Source organism: Leclercia sp. G3L (assembly GCF_021117075.1).
GTDB lineage: Bacteria > Pseudomonadota > Gammaproteobacteria > Enterobacterales > Enterobacteriaceae > Enterobacter > Enterobacter adecarboxylatus_C.
The window spans coordinates 584390-605805 of sequence record NZ_CP088265.1; the positions used below are offsets into that span (position 1 = coordinate 584390).

The 21416-nt window shown below is 55.9% G+C and carries 23 protein-coding genes and 1 pseudogene; 9 read left to right on the forward strand and 15 right to left on the reverse strand.

The annotated features are described in order from the left end of the window. The 9 genes from LRS40_RS04170 to LRS40_RS04210 form a co-directional block, all read right to left on the reverse strand. On the reverse strand, window positions 1–1068 hold the full coding sequence (locus LRS40_RS04170; RefSeq protein ID WP_231313163.1) for a DUF2955 domain-containing protein: 1068 nt from the start codon (window positions 1066–1068) through the stop codon (window positions 1–3). Window positions 1069–1073: 5 nt separating this feature from the next. Then, window positions 1074–2141: an HlyD family secretion protein gene (locus LRS40_RS04175; RefSeq protein ID WP_142488090.1), complete on the reverse strand. Its 1068-nt coding sequence runs from the start codon at window positions 2139–2141 to the stop codon at window positions 1074–1076. Continuing rightward, window positions 2141–2608 (reverse strand): MarR family winged helix-turn-helix transcriptional regulator, encoded by a 468-nt coding sequence (locus tag LRS40_RS04180; RefSeq protein WP_231313164.1) that lies wholly within the window; start codon window positions 2606–2608, stop codon window positions 2141–2143. The genes LRS40_RS04175 and LRS40_RS04180 overlap by 1 nt, the downstream gene beginning before the upstream one ends. Before the next feature lie 115 nt (window positions 2609–2723). Next, on the reverse strand, window positions 2724–3065 hold the full coding sequence (locus tag LRS40_RS04185) for a hypothetical protein (RefSeq protein ID WP_142488088.1): 342 nt from the start codon (window positions 3063–3065) through the stop codon (window positions 2724–2726). Window positions 3066–3082: 17 nt separating this feature from the next. After that, the gene (locus LRS40_RS04190; protein ID WP_231313165.1) at window positions 3083–3646 is read right to left on the reverse strand and encodes a helix-turn-helix transcriptional regulator; all 564 of its coding nucleotides are present in this window, start codon (window positions 3644–3646) and stop codon (window positions 3083–3085) included. A 307-nt stretch (window positions 3647–3953) separates the two neighbouring features. Then, window positions 3954–4343 carry a hypothetical protein gene (locus LRS40_RS04195; protein WP_231313166.1) on the reverse strand — a complete coding sequence of 130 codons (390 nt, stop codon included), beginning with the start codon at window positions 4341–4343 and terminating at the stop codon, window positions 3954–3956. 295 nt (window positions 4344–4638) lie between these two features. Further along, entirely contained in the window at window positions 4639–5334 is a 696-nt protein-coding gene (locus LRS40_RS04200) for a helix-turn-helix transcriptional regulator (RefSeq protein WP_231313167.1), read from the reverse strand. Continuing rightward, entirely contained in the window at window positions 5309–5704 is a 396-nt protein-coding gene (locus LRS40_RS04205) for an amino acid-binding protein (RefSeq protein ID WP_142488084.1), read from the reverse strand. Before LRS40_RS04205 ends, LRS40_RS04200 begins: the two co-directional genes overlap by 26 nt. Then, complete coding sequence (locus LRS40_RS04210; RefSeq protein WP_231313168.1) at window positions 5697–6020, reverse strand: antibiotic biosynthesis monooxygenase; 324 nt, start codon at window positions 6018–6020, stop codon at window positions 5697–5699. Before LRS40_RS04210 ends, LRS40_RS04205 begins: the two co-directional genes overlap by 8 nt. A gap of 162 nt (window positions 6021–6182) precedes the next feature. On the opposite strand from LRS40_RS04210, the gene LRS40_RS04215 reads away from it, so the two are divergent. Both LRS40_RS04215 and LRS40_RS04220 read left to right on the forward strand, forming a co-directional pair. Then, on the forward strand, window positions 6183–6452 hold the full coding sequence (locus LRS40_RS04215) for a DUF1778 domain-containing protein (protein WP_142488082.1): 270 nt from the start codon (window positions 6183–6185) through the stop codon (window positions 6450–6452). Between the two features lie 24 nt (window positions 6453–6476). After that, complete coding sequence (locus tag LRS40_RS04220) at window positions 6477–6977, forward strand: GNAT family N-acetyltransferase (protein WP_231313860.1); 501 nt, start codon at window positions 6477–6479, stop codon at window positions 6975–6977. An 88-nt stretch (window positions 6978–7065) separates the two neighbouring features. On the opposite strand, the gene LRS40_RS04225 is transcribed toward LRS40_RS04220, so the two are convergent. Beyond that, entirely contained in the window at window positions 7066–8481 is a 1416-nt protein-coding gene (locus LRS40_RS04225; protein WP_231313169.1) for an aldehyde dehydrogenase family protein, read from the reverse strand. Between the two features lie 100 nt (window positions 8482–8581). Here LRS40_RS04225 and LRS40_RS04230 point away from each other — a divergent pair, with 100 nt between their 5' ends. After that, window positions 8582–9484 carry a LysR family transcriptional regulator gene (locus LRS40_RS04230; RefSeq protein WP_231313170.1) on the forward strand — a complete coding sequence of 301 codons (903 nt, stop codon included), beginning with the start codon at window positions 8582–8584 and terminating at the stop codon, window positions 9482–9484. Here the strand turns inward: LRS40_RS04230 and LRS40_RS04235 are convergent. Continuing rightward, complete coding sequence (locus LRS40_RS04235; protein WP_231313171.1) at window positions 9471–9950, reverse strand: carboxymuconolactone decarboxylase family protein; 480 nt, start codon at window positions 9948–9950, stop codon at window positions 9471–9473. The two genes, LRS40_RS04230 and LRS40_RS04235, sit on opposite strands and share 14 nt — an antisense overlap. Before the next feature lie 100 nt (window positions 9951–10050). Here LRS40_RS04235 and LRS40_RS04240 point away from each other — a divergent pair, with 100 nt between their 5' ends. Next, a complete protein-coding gene (locus LRS40_RS04240) occupies window positions 10051–11442 on the forward strand; it encodes a PLP-dependent aminotransferase family protein (protein WP_231313172.1) in 1392 nt (463 codons plus the stop codon). Window positions 11443–11557: 115 nt separating this feature from the next. After that, on the forward strand, window positions 11558–11812 hold the full coding sequence (locus LRS40_RS04245) for a DUF4282 domain-containing protein (RefSeq protein ID WP_142488077.1): 255 nt from the start codon (window positions 11558–11560) through the stop codon (window positions 11810–11812). Between the two features lie 90 nt (window positions 11813–11902). On the opposite strand, the gene LRS40_RS04250 is transcribed toward LRS40_RS04245, so the two are convergent. Then, window positions 11903–12064 (reverse strand): DUF1127 domain-containing protein, encoded by a 162-nt coding sequence (locus LRS40_RS04250; RefSeq protein ID WP_142488076.1) that lies wholly within the window; start codon window positions 12062–12064, stop codon window positions 11903–11905. A gap of 176 nt (window positions 12065–12240) precedes the next feature. Between LRS40_RS04250 and LRS40_RS04255 the strand changes: the two genes are divergently transcribed. Further along, a complete protein-coding gene (locus LRS40_RS04255) occupies window positions 12241–13656 on the forward strand; it encodes a PLP-dependent aminotransferase family protein (protein WP_231313173.1) in 1416 nt (471 codons plus the stop codon). Between the two features lie 98 nt (window positions 13657–13754). On the opposite strand, the pseudogene foxA reads toward LRS40_RS04255, so the two are convergent. The 3 genes and pseudogenes from foxA to LRS40_RS04270 form a co-directional block, all read right to left on the reverse strand. Continuing rightward, window positions 13755–15864 (reverse strand): annotated as a pseudogene (gene foxA / locus LRS40_RS04260) (ferrioxamine B receptor FoxA). Window positions 15865–15984: 120 nt separating this feature from the next. Then, window positions 15985–16965, reverse strand: a complete 981-nt coding sequence (locus LRS40_RS04265; protein ID WP_142488073.1) for a helix-turn-helix domain-containing protein — start codon at window positions 16963–16965, stop codon at window positions 15985–15987. 147 nt (window positions 16966–17112) lie between these two features. Continuing rightward, a complete protein-coding gene (locus tag LRS40_RS04270) occupies window positions 17113–17346 on the reverse strand; it encodes a DUF2171 domain-containing protein (protein ID WP_106995659.1) in 234 nt (77 codons plus the stop codon). 212 nt (window positions 17347–17558) lie between these two features. Between LRS40_RS04270 and LRS40_RS04275 the strand changes: the two genes are divergently transcribed. From LRS40_RS04275 to LRS40_RS04285, 3 genes are all read left to right on the forward strand, one after another. After that, the gene (locus LRS40_RS04275) at window positions 17559–17744 is read left to right on the forward strand and encodes a DUF2767 domain-containing protein (RefSeq protein WP_142488072.1); all 186 of its coding nucleotides are present in this window, start codon (window positions 17559–17561) and stop codon (window positions 17742–17744) included. 385 nt (window positions 17745–18129) lie between these two features. Then, entirely contained in the window at window positions 18130–19464 is a 1335-nt protein-coding gene (locus LRS40_RS04280) for a DUF262 domain-containing protein (RefSeq protein WP_231313175.1), read from the forward strand. After that, window positions 19454–21406: a DUF262 domain-containing protein gene (locus LRS40_RS04285; RefSeq protein WP_231313176.1), complete on the forward strand. Its 1953-nt coding sequence runs from the start codon at window positions 19454–19456 to the stop codon at window positions 21404–21406. Before LRS40_RS04280 ends, LRS40_RS04285 begins: the two co-directional genes overlap by 11 nt. Window positions 21407–21416 lie beyond the last annotated feature (10 nt).

Consider the following 21416-nt stretch of genomic DNA (forward strand, 5'->3'; position numbering starts at 1 on the left):
CTACGGATTACGGATCACGTAGCGCGTCGGGGCAAAGCAGTTAAGGATCAGGTGCATCAGGAACACCAGGGTCAGGGTCGCCACCAGCGCCACCGTCACCGAGACGATACGGTAGAGATCGCTGAACACCAGGTCGCCGTCAGGGTGCATGTTCTGGCCGAACATAATCCCGATAGTGGTGATGCTGGCAAAACCGACTCCGGCCCCGACCTTCTCCATCACGTGCAGGCGGGCGCCAAACGCCAGACCAAGGCCGATCAGCGGCATCAGCAGCAGCATGTGGCTGCTGTGATCGTACAGCACCAGCTGCACCACCAGAATGTACAGGCAGCCGAGCACCACCCCGACCACGCGCCACAGGGAGCTCATCACCGCCCCGCGGTAGTGCATCGGGAAGAGTATCAGGACCCCGGCCATCAGCGCCGACAGCGAATCGCTGAGATCGCTTATCTGGAACACTACAAAAATCAGCGTCGCCACGGTGCCGGAGAGCAACGACTCATGGCGCACCCGGGCGGCATCTTTCTCCAGACGCGGCGGCGGCGTACGCGGTTCGACATCCGGCAGCAGATAGTGCATCAGCGCGCTCAGGCACACCGCCATCACGCTGGCTTCGAGATTAGAGAATAAAAGCGTGTGCCAGTTAGTGGTGGGGTAGCTCATAAAGTTGAGCATGGTGCTCTGGCACACCACCCCCATCGAGCCAAACAGAAACAGCGGCCCCTGGCTCATAAAACGAAAACGCATCACGTAGAGGCCAAACACCACCAGGGTCATGATCAGCGGCCACTGCGCCAGATAGCCGATAATAAACACCATTTCGAGGCAGTTCAGCGCGGAACTGAACACAAACTGTTTAGCGACGTGGCGGTTAAACACCGGCACCAGCGACAGGAGCATAATCGGGTAGATCACGAAGAAGACCCCGTAGCTGGTGTTGTAAAAGCTCGACACGCTCAGGGCAATCATCCCGGCAAACACGATCCGCAGCGTCTGACGAAAGTCGTTGGCGGTGTAGACGATGTTGCCGTGCGGGGTAAAGACCCGCGCCAGGGTATTAATAGACATGATGATCAGTAGACATAGTGCAGCAGGCTGACGAGGTGGATCTGCATCCCGGAGAAGAAGCGGGCAAACGGACCTTCGCTGTTATAGAGCTGCACGGTGGCGCGCGCCCCGGTCGGCAGGTGCTTCGGCAGGGCTTCGTCCAGCGCCACGTGGATGCGCATGCGCTGGGCATCACGCACCCAGCGGTTGGAGGTCTCGGGCTCCGACAGTTGGCCATTGACCGCCTCCTGTCCCGCTAAAATACCGGCGTCGCTGCTGGTGACGTGAGCGCGGAATACGCGGCCCGGGAAGGCGTCAAATACCACCGCGGCATCGGTGTCCTGGTGGGTATGGCGCAGGCTCTTTTCGCGGAAATCGGCGACGATATCGCTCTGGTTGTTCACCAGCGCCAGCGCCGCCGAGCCGGAGGCGGCATAAAAGCCGGGGCTCAGCTGGACGTTGCTGACCGTGCCGTCAGCTTCGGCGTAGATCTTCGTCCAGCCGAGGTTGAGTTCGGCCTCGTCCAGCGCGTTGCGGTATTTTTGCAGGGTCACGTTACGGCTTTCGTCACGCTCGCCGCGCTCAATGCGCAGCTGATGAATGCTGGCGTCCAGATTGGCAACGGCCTGCTCGCTGCTCTGCCACGTAGTGCGGACTTTATCCAGATCCGCCTGGGAGACGTTCTGCAGGGTGCTGAGTTTCTGATAGCGATCAAAGGTCACTTTATCGTTGCGGGCGGTGAGCTGGGCGGTTTTCAGGCTGGCCTGGGCCGCCACGATTTGCGCATCCAGCTGCTGGTTGGCGAGACGCGCCTGCTGCAGGGCAATCTCGGCGGCCTCGACCTTATTGCGGAACGGGGTCGGGTCGAGCTCAAACAGCAGATCGCCCTTCTTCACCTGGCTGTTGTTGTGCACGTGCACCGCCGCCACATAGCCGGAGACGCGCGCCGATACCGGCGTCACCACGCGCATCACGGTGGCGTCCGGCGTCAGCGGGATCCAGATATCCGCGACAATAAAATAGACAAACATCAGCAGGAAAGAGGCAATACTCACCCTTACCCAGCGGGCAAACTTTTGTTCAGGGGTCATGATTATTCGGTCTTGTTATCTTCTTCGCGGATTGTCCGCAAATTGCAGGCGATTTGATTGAGTGTGGCGCTAAAAATGTCGAGATGCTCCGGGGCGATATTCTGCGATACCCGCGTCTGGAACGTTTCGATTACCTGGGTCAGCGTTTTCAGCACCGTGTTCCCCTCGGGCGTGAGCGTCAGCAGCCGGATGCGCTTGTCATAAGGCGATGTGGTGCGCAGCAGGTAGCCCTGCTTTTCCAGCTGTGAAAGGGTGCGCATCAGCGGCGGCAGTTCAATACCCTGCACTTCCGCCAGTTCGCTCACCGAGACGTTATCCCCCAGCTGCTTCAGCTGCATCATCACCGTCCAGCTCGACTGGGTTAACCCGGTCTCAAGAATGGCGTCGTCAATCACCGCGCGCCACTGACGCACAATCATTGCCATCCGCATGCCCATTGGCCTGCGGCAGAACAGATCTTCTTCACGCATGGGGAAACCTCGCTTCACACGCTGAGAAGATAATAGTTATCAGGGTAAGTATCAAGAAACGAGGATCTAAACAGCAGGAATTGCGAAAGCGGGCCCTGCCTGCGCACGATCGATCTTATCTGGAGGAAACATGCCTCTTGCGGAGATACGCTTCAACAGATAACCACTCGGTCAGGCGCTTATAAAGGAGAAGAATGGCCATCGGTAGCAGGGCGTTGATCCCCTGGCTGGTATCAGGGCCGGCAGGCGACATTTTTCCGGCGCTGTTAAACGGCACGTTGGCCAGCCTTAACAGACTAAAATAGTCCATGCGTAACAGATGCGGGAGGCTCTCCTGAGTGATCTTGCACAGACATTCGCGGTAAATACGCCACTGTTTCTCTTCGCTATCGGCAGTTTCGATCAGGATCAACAACGCTTTTTCCAGACTTTTTTGTGCAGTAATCATTCTTTCCATACAGGTCCCTTACACCATCAAACACGTTCATCAAATTTCTTATACAACCCGGTCAGACTGGTCACGGCAAACTTACGATAAATATTGCGTCGATGATGGCTGACGGTTTTTCCGGTCACATCCAGGTAGCGCGTAACCTCTTTATTCTTTTTTCCCGACACAATATAAGGCAGCAGCATCGTCTCCATTTTGGTTAAAGGTTGTTGTTTTTCAAGATGATGCCAGCGAATATTTTTAAAAATAGTCACCGGCTGATCTTCCAGCGCAAAGTGTGCAAGGCAGGCGCGTAGCTGGCGTACAGCACTTTTACAGTCGATGGTGTAATCAGCGATGGTGTTAATTAAAATATTATCAATCGTGCTTTCGTAGCAGACATCGCGGGTGATAAAAATAAAATAGCTCTGCTGATAACGATTTTTGACCTCCAGCAGGGCATTCAGAACGTTAATGTCGGATTGACCATAATCCACCACAATGGCTTTTGTCCGGACCAGATCGTCTTTTGTCGCGTCGTTAATATCATCCAGATAAAGCACCCGTTGAAACGACGGTGAGTCGTTCATAAGCTGATCGGCCAGCATGGCAAAGCCCTGCTGAAAATATCTACAGGATGTTAATACTATAATCATCGTCTATATCCCTGGCATCACTGTGGATTCATTCATAATCATCGAGAATGTAATAATTTTCAATTAACACTTTTCCCGATGATTATAGGAATAGTCTTAAGCGCTTCGCGGCAATTCGTGCCTTCCCTTACAAAAAAGCCTATTTCTGGGGAATGTTATGCTGGAATTACAGAGGGCTATCTGTCTGTTAAGACTTTTCCAATAAAAAAGAGAGCCGCATACCCGAGGATGCAGCTCTCTTTTTATAGAGGAAAGAATATTAATTGATCACGCTATGCGAAGGATTCTGAGTTCCATTATTCGCGTCAGAAAATAAGAGAAACTGTGACGCCGAAATGTACTGTTCAACCGCATTCCAGGCCACCACGTCGGTATACAGCTCCGTAATCTGAGTCAACAGACACTGATGCCCGTTCACGCCTGGCGCATAAGCGATTGTATTACCGTTACTTGTTTCGATAAGCACAGCCAGAAAGGCTTTAACATCCTTAAGCGCCTTGCGCAGCGTAAGGGGGACATCGTTATGGCCGAGACGTGAAATATAATTTTCTGACAGACAGGCAAGGCTGCCGGGTGTACAGGCCGTATTCGATAATGAAATAATACTCTGGAACAATACGCTTTCGGCGTAACTTTTTATTTTAGACACAATATATTCCCTTCCCTGTTAATAAATTACATCTTATAAGCATTCGAATGGTGAGCTGATAACAGCATCGGCTAATTTTTCATGCCGGGCTATTTTTGGCAAGCGCAAAAATTATAAACTTTGACATGAGACAATTCTCAAGGTTTATTTATTTAGATAAGAAATGATTTTTATTTTATATATAGTTCAGATGAATAAATAACCGTAGAAATGGTTGATGTTTTCTTACCTGGGCTGCGGGTCGTGCGGTCGGTGTTTTTGCAGGCCCGGCAAGCTTGCGCCGCCGGGCGTTTCCTCAGCGGCTAAAATGCCGATCGATGGCACGCTGGCCGGACGGGGTCACGCTCACGTCGCGAAACCCCGCTACCCGCTGGATCCAGCCTTTGGTGTCCATATGAACCAGCAGCGCCGCGCCCGCCTCACCGCCCAGATGGAAGCGGCGCTCGCTCCAGTCCAGACAGGCGCAGCAGGCTTTACGCCGCGTATTGGCATTAAGCGCGATCCCCAGGGAGAGGAACGCCTCGCGCCCGCTCAGAGTGAGGGCCGATCCGTCCGCCGCCAGCCAGCCTGCCGCCTGCATAAAATCATATATCTTCACCGCGACCGTGCCCGCCAGATGGTCGTAGCAGGTGCGAGCGTGACGCATCGATTCCGGTGCCGTCGTCTCCGGCGGCGTGATCCGCCCCCACGACAGCCCCATCATCTGCTCCACCAGCGCCGCAACGTCATGCCCCGCCAGCCGGTAGTAGCGATGCCGCCCCTGAGAAAGACAGGTTATCAGCCTCCCCTCCAGCAGACGGGTGAGATGCCCGCTGGCGGTAGAAGGCGCCACATCCGCCACGGCGCTGAGTTCGGTGGCGGTCCACGCCCGTCCGTCCATCAGGGCGCAGAGCATTTTTACCCGTGACGGGTCGGCCATCGCCGCGGCGACCGCAGCCACGGCCAGCTCCAGCGTGGCGCTGTTATCAGGAGGTAAACTGGTCTTTAGCATTGGCAACCCACGGCCCGGTGATCTCTGCGGCCAGCTTATCATTATCCGTCAGCAGAATAAGGTGGTTCGCATGATCGCTGTACTGGGTCAGGATGGACACCCCCTGCGCAGCCAGCGCGGCGGCAATCTCTCCCAGCTCGCCGGGGCGCTCCTGTTTCAGCTTTCGGATCAGCGGTTTTCGCACCGCCTGCACGTTAAAACCGCCGTCGAGCAGCACGCGCCGGGCTTTTTCGCCCTCCTCCACCAGAAAATGCGCCTCCACGCCAAAGACGCCCCCGCCCTCGAGCCCCACGCCGTTGCGCCCCAGCAGCTGACCAAAGCGCGCCAGTTCGCCCGGCACAGTGTTGAAAATCACATGAACGTCATACATCGGCGTGTCCTCCGGTCTCTGAGGCGTATTCCCGCACCACCTGCGCCACGCGAATCCGGTAACAGGCAAAGATCGACGCCCGCCCTTCGGCCTGCGCGGCCTGGTGAAAGACGTTTTGCTTCCACTTCAGGATAGCTTCCTCATCCCGCCACCAGGAGAGGGAGAGGATTTTGCCGTCGTTGGTCAGGCTCTGGAAACGTTCGATATCGATAAAGCCGTCGATATTCGCCAGCAGCGGTTTTAGCCCGGCGGCCAGCTGCAGGTAACGCGCCTGATGCGCGGGTTGCGCTCTGGCTTCAAACAGGACTGCAATCATGAGGATCTCTCCGTTGTGATGTTAAGGAGAGGATGCAGGAAAGAAAAACGTGATGCTTCGGTGAGGAGCGAAATGTTATCGCCCGGATTGAAAAAAATCCTGTTCAGTTTTATAGTTCGTGTACGGAATTTATCCGTACATAAAGATAACCCCGGAGTAAAAATGCCAGCACTGAAAAAACAGCGCATCGACCTCAGGTTAACTGACGAAGACAAAGATCTGATCGAAGAAGCTGCGGCGATGACTAACCAGACAATCACCCAGTTTATGGTTAACAGTGCCTCGGAACGGGCTGCCGAAGTCATTGAGCAGCATCGCCGCCTGATCCTTAATGAAGATTCGTGGAAACGCGTTATGGATGCACTCGACAACCCGCCAGAGCCCAATGAGAGGCTGAAACGCGCAGCAAGACGTCTGCAAAACATGGAGTAAGACGTGGCTAATCTGACGATAAGGATGTTTTCGCAAACGACTCACTATGATTTAACAGGCTTCAACTGCGGGGAAGATACCCTCAACCGTTTTCTGTGTGAGCATCTTGCACGCCAGCACGTTGGGCGCTTGTTACGCGCTTATCTTCTCGTCACCGATGACCCTACGCCTAAAGTGCTGGGCTACTATACGTTGTCCGGCAGTTGCTTTGAGAAAGAGACCCTGCCATCAAAAACGCAGCAGCGCAAAGTGCCCTATGTCAATGTACCCAGCGTCACGTTAGGGCGCCTCGCAATACACCAGGATCTGCAGGGTCAGGGCTGGGGGATGACGCTGGTAACACATTCCATGAAAGTGGTCTGGCTGGCGTCGCAGGCTGTGGGCATTCACGGCATGTTTGTGGATGCGCTCAACGATAAGGCGAAAGATTTTTATCTGACGCTCGGCTTTATTCCTTTAACGGGTAGCAACGCCGATGCTCTTTTTTATCCCACAAAATCCATTGAAAAGCTGTTTGCCGAATAAACCGCGAATTGCCGGGTGGCGCTGCGCTTACCCGGCCTACTAAGGCACTAACTGTAGGCCCGGCAAGCCTGCGCCGCCGGGCGGTGTTTTAGCCGAGGATCGACTTCGGTTCCATAAACGCGCTGATCCCCCATGTACCCATCTCGCGCCCCACGCCGGAGTGTTTGAACCCACCAAAGGGGGCTTTGGGCTCATGGGCGAGGGTATTCACCAGCACGCGACCGGACTGGATCTGCGCCGCCACGCGGCGGGCACGAGCCACATCGCCGCCCAGCACCAGCGCGCTCAGGCCGTAGTCGGTGTCGTTGGCAATGGCGATGGCTTCGGCCTCGTCGCGATAAGCAATCACACACAGCACCGGACCGAAGATTTCATCCCGGGCGATGGTCATCTGATTGTGCACGTCGGTAAACAGCGTCGGGCGGACAAACCAGCCGTCCCGGGTGCCTTCCGGCCGCCCTTCTCCGCCCGCCAGCAGGCGCGCCCCCTCCTCCAGCCCTTTGCGGATATACCCCTGCACCCGCTGCCACTGTTTCTCGCTCACCATCGGGCCGACCCCGGTGGCGCTGTCGCGCGGATCGCCGGACTTCACCGCTGCGATGGCCTGAGCCAGCGCCTGCTCGAATTCCGCTTTCCGCGACTGCGGCACCAGAATGCGCGTACCGGCCACACACGCCTGCCCGCTGTTCATCAGCCCGGCCTGCACCGCCAGCGGAACGGCCTGTTTGATATCGGCATCGTCGAGGATCAGGGTCGGGGATTTGCCGCCCAGCTCCAGGGTGACGCGGGTAAAGTTCTCCGCCGCGTTACGCAGGATCGCTTTGCCGGTCTGCGTTGAACCGGTAAACGAGATTTTCGCAACAAGAGGGTGACGGCTGATGGTCTCCCCCACCGTGTCGCCGCGCCCGGTGACGATGTTAAACACCCCCGGCGGCAGGTCGGCGGCGTGCAACGCCTCGGTCACGATCTGCGTCTGCAGGGCGCTGATCTCGCTGGGCTTGATCACCGCCGTGCAGCCTGCGGCCAGCGCTGCCGCCAGTTTGCCGCAGATAAAGCCCGCATCGCTGTTCCACGGGGTGATGAGCCCGGCGACGCCGAGCGGCGTCATCTCTACCCGGGCCGCCCCGGCCGTCATCACGAATTCAAACGCCTCCAGCGCCGCGATAGCCTGGCCGATCGCCTCCGCCGGATAGCTCGCCATCCACGCCGAGCGCGACGCGGGGGCACCATACTCCTCAATCACCGCCTGCAGCAGATCGTCGTGCCGGGCCGCCACGGCAGCCTGCATCCGCTGTAGCGCGGCAATGCGTTCCTGTTTGTGGGTTTGCGACCACGCCGGAAAAGCGGCTTTTGCGGCGGCAATGGCCCGTTCGGCATCCACTGCATCGGCCAGACGCACCTGGCCCATCACCCGGGCCGTCGCCGGGTTAAAGAGATCAAAACGTTCGGTGCCGTGTGGGGTAACAAATTCGCCGTTGATATAAATCTGTTCGATGTGATGCATATAAACCTCCTCAGGCTGGATGCACCCAGTCTGGCACGCCTTCTCCGTTACGATAATCCACGCTATGCTGCAAAGGTTGTTTCGATTTTCAGGATAATCTATGCACCGTTCAGGACTGACCGAGCTGGAAGTGGTGATGGCCGTGGTGCGTCGCGGCAGCTTTCGCGCCGCCGCCCAGGAGCTGGGAATGTCGGCCACCGCCGTGAGCAACGCCGTTGCCGGGCTGGAATCCCGCCTGCAAACGCGCCTGTTTAACCGCACCACCCGCAGCGTGGGGCTCACCGACGCCGGGCAGCGCTATGTGGCACGCATCGGCCCGGCGTTGCAGGAAATTCGACAGGCAGACGAAGAGATCCACAGCGAGACCGACGAGCCTGCCGGCACCCTGCGCCTGAACGTTCCCAATAACGTCGGCACGCTGTTCCTGGATGCGCTGCTGATCGACTACATGATCCGCTACCCGAAAATGCGCGTCGAGGCGGTGAGTGAAGCGCGGATGATCGATATAGTGGCGGAAGGTTACGACGCCGGGGTGCGCCTTGCGGAGTCGGTGCCGCAGGACATGATCGCCGTGCCGCTCACCCCCGACATTCGTCAGCTCGTCACCGCCACGCCGGACTATTTTGCCCGCTACGGCACCCCGCAAACCCCGGACGATCTGCTGCATCACCAGGGGATCGGCATGCGGATGGCGCACGGGGGAATTTATCGCTGGGAGCTGGCGCGACGCGGGGAGCAGATCGCCCTGGCGGTGCCGCCGCGTTTTGCCACCTCGGATCTCTTTGCCTCGATCCGGGCGGTAAAAGCCGGGCTAGGGGTCGGATTTTTGCCGGAACTCTATATTCAGCAGGAGCTGCAAAGCGGGGAGCTGATGAGCGTGCTGGACGAGTGGTCGCAGCCCTTTGCCGGGCTGCGCCTCTACTACCCCGGCCATCGCCACGTCCCGCCGGGGCTGCGGGCGCTGGTGGCGATGATCCGCGAGCGCGGTCTTACTCGAGGTTAGCTTTGTTCAGGCCGTAGGCGCCATCCAGCGCGCCGGGTTCCATACGGGAAGTGATCCCCAGACGGTTCCAGGCGTTGATCGCCACGATCGCAAAGTTCAGCTCGGAGATCTCAATCTCCGAATAGTGTTCCGCCACGCTGCGGTACAACACGTCGCTGACGCCGTGGGGGCCGATCTGGGTCAGGGCTTCGGTGAAGGCCAGGGCCGCTTTTTCACGGGCGCTGAACAGGGGTGACTCGCGCCATGCGGTCAGATGGTACAGGCGCAGCTCGAGCTCGCCGGCAATTTTGGCCTCTTTCGAATGCATATCCAGACAGAAGGTGCAGCCGTTGAGCTGGGAGACGCGGATGTCGATCAGGTGCTTCAGCGCCGGGTCGATGGAGGTCTGGCTCACCGCCATGCTCAGGTCGGACAGCGCTTTAGCGAGGGCAGGTGTGGCTTTATGGTGGTTAACGCGAGTGCTCATTGTCTTTCTCCGGGTGTGCGGCATAGGAAATGCGATGGGGCAAATTTACGCCGTTCATGACATAGTAAAAAGATACAAAAAGCGCGAAACGAGGTAGGACATGAAGCCGGGCTATCATGAAATTTATACCCGCTATCGGGACAACATCATCCGCGGCGTCCTCAAGCCCGGCGACAAGGTGCCTGCCATCCGCGTGCTGGCGGAAGAGCTGAAGGTGGCACGCAAAACGGTTGAAACCGCCTACGCCATTCTGACCGGCGAGGGCTATCTGGTGAGCCAGGGCGCGCGCGGCACGCGGGTGAACCCGGACCTCACTCTTCCCGTCACGCCCCCGCCGCCCGACGATCCGCTTACCGGCCAACTGCCGGAATCGCTGGTCAGCCAGCGGGAACGGGCGGGCTTTTTGCGCCCCGGCATCCCGGCGCTGGACAGCTTCCCGTATAAGAAATGGCTGCTGCTGGCGGGCCATGCGGTGCGCGCCATGCGTCAGGAGGAGATGCTCAACCCGCCGGTGATGGGCTGGGGGCCCCTGCGCCAGGCGATCGCCAGCTACCTCAACATTTCGCGCGGCTTGTCCTGCACGCCAGAGCAGGTGCTGATCACCAGCGGCTACAGCGGCAGCCTGCGGCTGATCCTCGATACCCTCGCCAGCCGCAACGACAAGGTAGTGTTTGAAGATCCAGGCTATTTTATGGGCCAGCAGCTGCTCCGGCGGATCGTGCCGCGCCTGCACACCGTGCCGGTGGATCGTTCAGGCATGGACACCGGGTATCTGCTGCGCCACCACCCCGACGCCCGGTTCGTTATCGTCACCCCGTCTCACCAGAGCCCGCTGGCGGTCACGCTGTCGCTGCCCCGTAGACAGCAGCTGCTCGACTGGGCCGGGCTGAACGATGCCTGGATCATTGAAGATGACTACGACGGCGAGTTTCACTACACCCGCAAGGTGCTGCCGTCACTGAAAAGCCTCGATCGTCAGGATCGGGTGATCTACATGGGCACCTTCAGCAAAACCGTGATGCCGTCCCTGCGCCTCGGCTACGTGGTGATGCCCGCCAGCACGGTATCGGCCTTCAACGATTGCGCCGATCTGCTTGCCAGCGGCCAGCCGGTGCTGACGCAAAAGATCCTCACCGCCTTCCTCAACGAGGGCCACTTCTTCCGCCATCTGAAAAAGATGCGCGCCCTCTATCAGCAGCGCCGCGACTGGATGATTGCCGCCCTGCACGAGGTCTACGGGGATCGATTCTTCACCGAGCAGAACGACGGCGGGATGCATATCGTGGCGTTTCTAACCAAAGGCAGCTGCGACCAGGCGATCGCCCACTGCTGGCAACAGCAGCAGTTGCAGGTGAATGCCCTGTCGGCGTGGTACAGCGGGTCGGATAAACGTTACGGGCTGGTGATGGGGTATAACAACGTGCGCAGCTATGAAGAAGCCGTTGCGCTACTCACGCGGCCAAAAAGCCAAACCTGCGATCTTCTGAAATAACAACTCCCTGATTTTGCACCACAAAAAGCCGTTTCCGGATAATCATTAAGGTATGAATTACCGCCACTGCCTTTATAATCAACGCGCAAAATAAAACTTCTAAGGACAAGAAAAAATGAAATCACTACTGGGATTCGACTATCTGTTAACGCCGCGCGTGCTGGTCTTTTTCTACTGGATCGCCATGCTGTTTATCTTCATCGGCGGGCTCTACTCCATGTTTACCGAGCATCTGTTCGCCGGATTTTTCGGCATGGTGTTCAGCCTGATCGGCACCCGCGTGATGTTCGAGCTGATCATGGTAGCGTTTAAAAATAACGAATATCTGCGCCGCATTGCGGAAAACACCGGGAAATCCACCGTAGAGTGAGGCCTTTATGCCGGGTGGCGGCTACGCCTTACCCGGCCTAGGGTTCGTGCCCTTCCAGGCCCGGTAAGCGCAGCGCCACCGGGCAATACCCTACATATCAAATCGCGACAGCCCGACATCCTTGAGCTGCTCATCGCTCATCTGGCTCAGAATGCGGCGCGTGCGGTTAACGCGATACCACTTTTTCACTGCCCGCCCGATCCAGATAAACACCGCAAACGGCCGTTTAGCCCGGTTTTCGTAAAATTCCATGATGCGCTCCTCATCGTGTCTGTGGAGTTATCATCACGGAAATCGGGGCCTGCAATACAGATTCAAAAACAACTTTTGTTTAACATACAGATCCGCTAAAACAGTATCTGAATGCCGTTTTTCACGGCAATCTGTACTGCTTTTTAGATCTGTATGGTGACAACCAAGGATACAGCATGACGCGCTACCAACATCTGGCCAATCTCCTGGCACAACGCATTGAACAAGGACTGTATCGCAGCGGGGAGCGTTTACCCTCAGTGCGCGCGCTGAGCCAGGAGCACGGCGTCAGCATCAGCACCATCCAGCAGGCCTATCAGATCCTCGAAAATTTACAGCTGATTACCCCCCAGCCGCGCTCCGGCTACTTCGTCTCCTCGCGCAAAGCGCAGCCGCCCGTCCCGGCGATGACCCGCCCGGTGCAGCGTCCGGTAGAGGTGACCCAGTGGGATGAGGTGATGATGCTCCTCGATGCCCGCGCCGATAAGGAGATGATCTCTTTTGGCGGCGGCTCGCCGGATCTGAACCAGCCGAGCCTGAAGCCGCTGTGGCGCGAGATGAGCCGCATTGCCCAGCACCATCCCGGGGAGATGCTAAGTTACGACGTGCTGGAGGGGCGGCAGGAGCTGCTCGAGCAGATCGCCCGCCTGCTGCTGGACGGCGGCTCGACGGTGGCGGCGAACGAAATTGTGATCACCAACGGCTGCCACGGGGCGCTGTCGCTGGCGCTGCTTTCAGTGTGCCAGCCGGGGGATATCGTGGCGGTAGAATCGCCGTCGTTCCACGGCACCATGCAGATGCTGCGCGGGTTTAACATCAAGGCGATCGAGATCCCCACCGATCCGCAAACCGGGATCAGCATTGAAGCCCTGGAGCTGGCGCTCGAGCAGTGGCCGATCAAAGCGGTGATCCTGGTGCCCAACTGCAATAACCCGCTCGGGTTTATCATGCCGGAGGCGCGCAAACGCCAGGTGCTGGCCCTTGCCCAGCGCCACGATATCGTCATCGTGGAGGATGATATTTACGGCGAGCTGGCGGCGGAGTACCCGCGCCCGCGCACCATCCACTCCTTTGATATCGACGGTCGCGTGCTGCTGTGCAGCTCCTTTACCAAAACCGTGGCTCCCGGGCTGCGCGTCGGCTGGATTGTGCCGGGGCGGTATTACGACCGGGTGATGCACATGAAATATGCCGCGGGCGGGTTTAACGTGCCCGGCACGCAGATGGCGGTGGCGGCGTTTATCCGCGACGGGCACTACCATCGCCACGTGCGGCGTATGCGCCAGATTTATCAGCAGAATATGGAGCGTTATACCTGCTGGGTGCGGCAGTATTTCCCGGCGGAGATCTGCGTCACGCGCCCGCAGGGCAGTTTCCTGCTGTGGGTGGAGCTGCCGGAGAAGGTGGATATGGTGTGCGTCAGCAAGCAGCTGAGTCGCCTGAAGATCCAGGCCGCGGCGGGGTCGCTGTTTTCGGCGTCAGGGAAGTATCGTAACTGCCTGCGGATCAACGTGGCGTTACCGCCGAATGAGAAGAACCGTGAGGCGTTGAAGAAGATGGGCGAGGCGATTCATATTGCGATGGAGGAATAGTGCGGTCTCTTCCCCTCACCCTGACCCTCTCCCCAAAGGGGAGAGGGGATAGTCCCGTAGGCCCGGTAAGCGTAGCGCCACCGGGCAATGCTAACGACTCAGAACTTCCACGACACACTGCCAACAATGCTGCGTTCGGCACCAAAGTAGCAGTATGAGAGTGAGTTACAGGCCGCCACGTAGCTTTCGTCCGTCAGGTTGTTGACGTTCAGCTGGGCGCTCACTCCGGTCAGCCCCACCTTCGACAGGTCATAGCCTACCGCCAGATCCACCAGCGTGTAGGACGGCAGCGTGTGGGTGTTCATGCGGTCGCTGGTCACGCCGTTGACGTAACGCACGCCGGAGCCCACCGTCAGGCCGTCGAGCGGCCCGGTTTTGACGTCATAGCTGAGCCAGCCGCTGGCCATATTGCGCGGCGCATAGACCGCACGCTTGCCCTCTTCCTCCGGGCTGCTCTTCTTGTAGCGGATGTCGGTATAGGTATAGGCCGCCTGCAGGCGCAGGCTGTCGGTCAGCTGCCCCACCGCTTCCAGCTCCACCCCTTCAGATTCGATCTCACCGATAGAGCGGTACGGATCGGTCGGCTCCTCTTTGGTGGCGATGTTTTTCTGGTTGATGCGGAACACCGAGGCGCTGAACTGGCTGTTCATCCCTTCCGGCTCAAACTTCACCCCTGCTTCCCACTGCTTGCCTTCCATCGGATCCAGCAGATCGCCGTTGGCATCGGCAAAGCTGGTCGGCGTAAAGGCGGTGGAGTAGCTGACGTACGGCGCGATGCCGTTATCAAACAGATACAACAGCGCCGCGCGGCTGCTGAAGTTGTTCTTGTCCAGATCGCTGCGGGTATCGTTGAGCTTGTCGATATTCGAGACGCTCACCTGGTCGTAGCGCCCGCCCAGGGTCAGACGCCAGTTGTTCAGCGAGAGCTGATCCTGCAGGTAGTAGCCGGTCTGCCGCAGCTTGTGCTTCTCCTGGCTGTACATGGTGATGTAGTCCGGCTTCGCGCCGTACACCGGGTGGAAAGCGTCGATCGGCGGGAAGCCGCCGTAGTAGCCGGTGGTATTGTTGCTGCGATCCTGATAATCGAGGCCGATCAGCACCCGATGGTTCACCGCCCAGGTATCGAAGCTGCCGTCGATCTGGTTATCGAGGGTGATGGCATCCATCTTCTCGTCGGAGCCGGAGTAGCCGCGGTTAAGCTCGGTTTCGTTCAGCCAGCCGGCGGCATAGACCTGATTCAGCTCCACTTTGGTATGCAGATAGCGCAGCTTCTGGCGCACCGACCAGCCGCTGTCAAACATATGCTCGATGTTGTAGCCGACCATCTCCTCGCGACGATCGTACTTGTCGTAATCGTCCTCACCTTCGAAGAAGGTATTGGAGATCATCTTCCCGTTATGCGGGACCACGGTGCCGTCGTACGGCAGGCCGGAGTGGCTCCCGCCCTCGGGATCGCGGTGCAGGTAGGCCATCAGATCCAGTCGCGTGTTATCGGTGATGCGCCAGGTCAGGCTCGGCATCAGAGCGTAACGCTCTTCCTTCAGCGGATCGAACTGGGAGTCGGCATAGCGGGTCATACCGCTCAGACGGGCCGCCACGCGGTCGTTGTCGTCCAGCGCGCCGGTAACGTCAAACATCGCCCCGCGCTGATCGTTATTCCCGGCGAACAGCTTGATCTCGCCGCCCGGATCGAACGAGGGTTTACGCGAGGTGAGCGCCACGATCCCGCCCGGTGAGGAACGGCCATACAGCACCGAGGCCGGGCCGCGCACCACTTCGATATTTTCCAGGAACCAGGGGTCAACCACCAGCGAGCTGTGGGAGTTGGTGTCGCCCATCATCTTCAGGCCGTCGAGATAGACGTTATCCAGGCTGCCGTCGGAGAAGCCGCGCAGCACGATATAGTCGAAGCGGTTCGAGGCGCCAATCTGGTTGCTGTAGACGCCCGGGGTGTAGCTCACCGCCTGGCGCACGCTGGTGGCGCCCTGCTCTTCAAACTGCTCGCGGGTGACGATCGACACCGCCTGCGGGGTTTCGATATCCGGGGTCGCCAGCTTGGTGGCACCGCTCTGCATCTGCGAGGTAACAACAACGGTTTCGGTTTTCGGCGTCTCCTGCGCCATCAGGGGGAGCGCGACGCTCCCGGTAACCCATCCCACCAGCAGTGCCAGCCGCGTTTTAGCGAACATGAAAAATCTCCAAAGGCATTTCTAATTGTTAATAAGAATTATTACCTTTTTCATTTCGAAGATAGCTATGCGCGCCGCCAGAGTACGTATGCGCAATGCCAAACCGCACAAATGGCGTTGGCGATCGGGGAAAAGCGGATTAACGGTCGCTGCGCACAGCGCCGGGGCAGACGCCGTAGCGACGACGAAATGCGGTGGCGAAGTTGGTGGCGTGCTGATAGCCCGACATCCATGCCGCCTGCTGCACGCTGTGGCCTTCCAGCAGATAGCGGCGCGCCAGCCCGAGGCGGCAGTCGCGCAGGTAGTCGAACACCGTGCAGCCGTAGGCCTGGCGAAACTTGCTCCGCAGGCTGCTGGGGCTCATCGCCGCCCGGGCCGCCAGCTGGGCGAGGGTGTAGTCCTGCTCCGGAGCCTGTGCCAGCAGGTGGCGGATCTGCTCCAGCCGGGCGTGCTCCCCGCCGGACGCGCCCGCCAGTGCCGTGCCCTGCTGCTCCCGCAGGTGCAGGCCATGGCCCAGCAGCTGATACATCACCCCTTCCAGCAACAGCTGGCGCGACAGGCTGCTTCGCTCGCGCTGTCGGGCATGCTGAATACCGGCCAGCACAAAATCCGGCACCTGCCAGACAAAGGTGGGCGCGTTGAGCTTCTCCCACTGATCCAGCAGGGAGGCGAGCAGACTTTCGCGGCGGGCATCGTCGGGGTAAACGCCAAAGGAGAGGGTTTTCAGGGCGATATCGGCGTCATGACGGGCAGACATCGCCTGCTGCTCGCTCAGCCTTGCGCTGAACGCCATCCCGGGCCGTACCGCGTAAACTTCGCCGCTGAGGGTCAGGGTCACACAGCCTTCCAGCACCACCAGCACGTACAGCGGGCTACTGTGGCGGGAGGTAGTTTCATAGGGTTGCAGCACGCGCACGTCGGAATGGGTTAACGAAATGCCGGACGGGAGGGTCATCTCTTCGACATCACCGTGCAGCACGGGGCTGGTGTTGGCACAGGTATCGGTCAGCAGGGGAAAGCGGTAGTCAATGCCGTAGCGCTCGCCAAATACCTTAAAGTCTGCCACGGAAAAGGTTTTTTTCGTTGCAGCGGTCGGATTATGGAGCCTTGTGTTGGACATGCCTGCGCCTGGAGGAAGCTATTAAAAATAAAACAGTATCACTCCTTTAGCGCGGCGGCAATGCAGGTAAAATTGCCGCCTTAGCATCAATATTAAGCTCCGGCGAAACGCCAGAGCCAAATATTAATAAAGTGGATCGTCAGAGAATTACGCCTCTTGCCAGCTGGCAAACGTCTCTTCATGATTTTTATTCAGCACCACTTTATTGCCGTCAATTTTATCGACCCATTCCAGCGGGATATAATGGTGTTTGCCGCCAGATTCGGAATCGTTTTTCGCCAGCTTAATACGCTCGCCGTCAAGATGGTCAACCGTGCCGACATGGTGACCGCAGCTTGCAACAACCGGAGCATGTTCCTTGATTTCACTCTTGTTTACCATGGTTAATTCTCCTCATCATGTGTTTGCGCGTTGTGATACGAAACTAACTGTAGACCATAAATCCGTTATTTACCGCTTCATTAGCATTTCGAAACATTATTCCCGCTGCGTGTTTATGCCCTGAGTGAAATATATAAGAATGGACTGAGAAATATTCCAGACCCGGTGTTATGCCGCATAATTACCCTGACGCACTCAACACGGAGGCATATATGGTAGAAGCCAATCGTACCGAAATATCCCTGGCTCTTGGTGAAGCGGTTTTAGATGTTGTACAAAAAGGCCAGGAGGTGTCGAGAGAGAATCTGGCACGGGCCATGAAAAGTAAAGCCGAGCGCGAACCTAATGACGAGCGCCTTCTTGATTACTGGAAAGCCTGTCACATCCTCGCGGCGTAAAGATGACGGCGTGGGGCTTCGGCCCCGCGCCGCACAACTATTAGCGGGAGGCGGTAGTCAATGCCATAGCGCGTGCAGAAGCCGATAAAACAGTCGATATCGAAGAAACGTTTTGTGTATATTTTCGACGTTAGGGCGCTGTTCATAAATCAATCCGTGCAGAGCATAAACGCCTCAGTTTTAACCTTCCCCGAACATATCAATAGCTATCTGTTTTATAGAATTAATAAGATCATGCGAAACCGAAATAGTTGAGAATGAAAAAAAACCTGATGTGATGTAACGTTCAAAAACGCTATAAAAATCAGTAGATTTATCTTCTTTATGATATCTATTAGACTATCAAAAAAAACCTTCCTTCCACTATTTCCTTACAGTTATTACTATGGCCATTCTGAGTAAAAATATAGTCACGGTAAAAGAGGCTCTGGAAAAATCTCTTTCTATCCCTGATTACCAGCGCCCCTATAAGTGGCGTGAGTTTCACGTAAATCAACTCCTTGAAGATATCATTCAGCACCGACATCAATCACGGTACCGGCTAGGAACCATTGTGTCGTATAAAAACAGGCACAACAGTCCAGCAGAAGAGATCGTTGATGGTCAGCAACGGTTACTGACTTTGAGCCTCCTGTGCGCACTGCTTGATGAAAAACAAGAGTATTGTTCACCTTCACTACTGCGCCACGCCTTCAATAACAGCATTACACAGCATAATGTCGAAAAAAATGTCGAGCTTATTCGTCGTCGTCTGAGCCAGGTATCCACCGAAGATCAAAAGAGTATTTATCATTATCTCCTTCACAGTTGCGAACTGATCTGCGTGACATTAGATAATCTCAGCGAAGCATTTCAGTTCTTCGATTCGCAAAATGCTCGTGGCAAACCGCTTGAAGCCTACGATCTGCTTAAGGCCTTTCATTTACGAGAGATGGATGAAAACACCCCAGAAGAACGGCAGCGTTGCGTCAAAACCTGGGAAAACGATGTCAAACCTAAAAAGGATCGCTTTGCTCGTCCAAACCTCGATCAGTTAATGAGTAAAACCCTTTACCCCCTACGATGCTGGGCAAATGGTGAGCCTGGCCACGCTCTGACAAAAAGTCAGATCCATATTTTTAAAGGGGTTTCTGCCAACAAGAATAGCTGGCGCTACGCGACAAACCTGGTCACATTAGACAAGCTGATGGATGACTTTAACCGGGATCCCCAACGCCAGATAAATGGGGAGAAAATGCTGTTTCCCTTCCAGATCGATCAGTACCTGATTAATGGGAAACGCTTTTTTGAATATATAGATCATTACGGTTCGCTGTATGAATCGCTGTTTCACCCTCAATCCTCCCCTGTTAATGCCCTGCTGAACATTCTGACCCGGTATGAAGGTGCCACCCGCATCGGCGATCGCTATGTGCGTAACCTGTTCAACTGTGCGTTGTTCTACTATCACGACAGGTTTGGCGATGAAGAACTCGAAAAAGTCGCTGAAGTTTGTTTTGCATGGAGCTACCGGCTTCGCCTCCAGCATCACCGTATAACGGTGGAAACGATCGAGAATGCAGCTCTTAGTTCACAGGGGTTGCTACGCAGGATAAAGCTGGCACATCAGCCAGGCGATGTTCTCATTTACCTCGTTCCCATCATCTATATCGATGATATTAAAGGAACGAAAGTTGATCTTCTTACCAGTACATTAAAAGAGAAAGGCTATGTTAGATAACTCATCTGCGCAAAAGGACGTGGCGGCGCTGACGGTTGGCCAACTCTTCCGAAATGGTCATTATACGATACCGATTTATCAACGTAATTACGCATGGGGCCAGGAAGAGATTGAGCAATTAATTCAGGATATATGGGATGTTGCCCAGATAAACCGGGGAGATAACCAGTATTTTATTGGTAGTCTGGTCGTTGCGGAAAAAGGTGCTGGCCGTTTTGAAACGATCGATGGGCAGCAACGATATACCACGCTCAGCATTTTGCTTGCGGTGATGAAAAATGCGTTTTATTTACGCTTACCCGACATTGTGAAACTTAATCTTCATTTTGACTGCCGGGACGAATCAGATGCGACGTTGAAGAGCTTGTTTGAAATGGGTGACATTCCCGCCGATGAAAAGAATGTGGAACCCATGATCGCTCAAGCCTGGCGCATTATGGTGAGTTTCATTGCCAAAAAAGATATCGATCGGCAGGCCTTCCTTCGCTTTCTCCTGGAAAACGTCGTCGTTTTACGTGTAACTGTTCCTGCTGATACCGATTTGAATCATTATTTTGAGATTATGAATAACCGTGGGGAGCAGTTAGAAAAACACGAAATCCTCAAAGCCCGGTTGATGGACAAATTGGGGGAAAGTGCCAGCAATAGTGAACGCGCCGTGTTTTCTATCCTCTGGGATGCCTGCGCCAATATGCAACGTTATGTGCAATTAGGTGTGCATCACTCGCTGCGGGATCAGTGGTTTGGCCACAACTGGGATAGGATCCCGCAAGATTTTGACACCCTCCAGTCCCCACGCCTGGAGCGCGATAAAAACGACGAAAACCGTACCCTGCACGATATTATCTTCCACCCAAGGGGCAATCTCCCGGAGCCTGCCAGTAAACACGAATCTGATGAAGAACATCCTGGCACCTTTGGTTCGGTCATTACTTTCCCCAATTTTCTGTTGCAGGTGCTCCGTCTTACGTGGCCCGACACCCCTCTGGACGATAAGCGCCTGCTGGATACGTTCATCGCAAACAACCCTGATCCCCGGCAATTTATAATGCAGTTATTAAGATGCCGGATGCTATTTGATAACTATATTATTAAGCGCAAGCATGATAATGCCTGGAGCCTGCAAGCTCTAACGCGCTATCAAAAAAGCTTCAGTTATATAAGCGCCTTCCCCTCGCCGGAAAAAGCGTCAGTACGTGAGCAAAATATTCCCCTTAATGACAATCTGATCATGTTGTTATCCATGTTCCACGTTTCGTTTCCGGCGCAAATCTACAAACACTGGTTAAACGGCGCATTATTTTGGCTGAATAAATACGCAGCTCCCGACCAGCTCAATGTGAATGGTCGGGACTATCTCAATTATCTGGAAAATTTAGCAAATCATTTCTTGCTCGAGCGATTAATGGGCACTGCAAACGAGCATACCTATCGCTTCGACGTGTTGGAAAATGCGCCTATCTGCTTCCCGGCGACCCTCGACGAAGCCCCGCTGCACAGAGGCACCGCAGTACAAAACTATATCTTTAACCGCCTTGATTATCTGCTGTGGTTAAACCTTAAAAATAAACGATCTTTTTCTGGCGTGAATATGGCATATATCCAGAAGAGGCTCGAGGGCTTCGCGTTTACCTTCAGAACCTCAGTGGAACATTACTGGCCACAGCATCCTCAGGGCAATGCGCTGCCGCTTGAAAAATCTAAAGATTTAAGCGAAGGCGTCGATAATTTTGGCAATCTTTGTCTTATCAGCCACAGCAATAATTCAAAGTTAAGCAACTATTCTCCTTTAGCAAAAAAAGAGCACTACGAGGAGAGTACAAGCGTCGAAAGCCTGAAGCAGGTGTTCATGATGAGTTACGACCATTGGGGTCCCCTGGCAGTGAAAAATATCCTTCATCATAAAAATATGATGATAAATGTTCTGCTCTACCGGCACTAACAACGCGAAG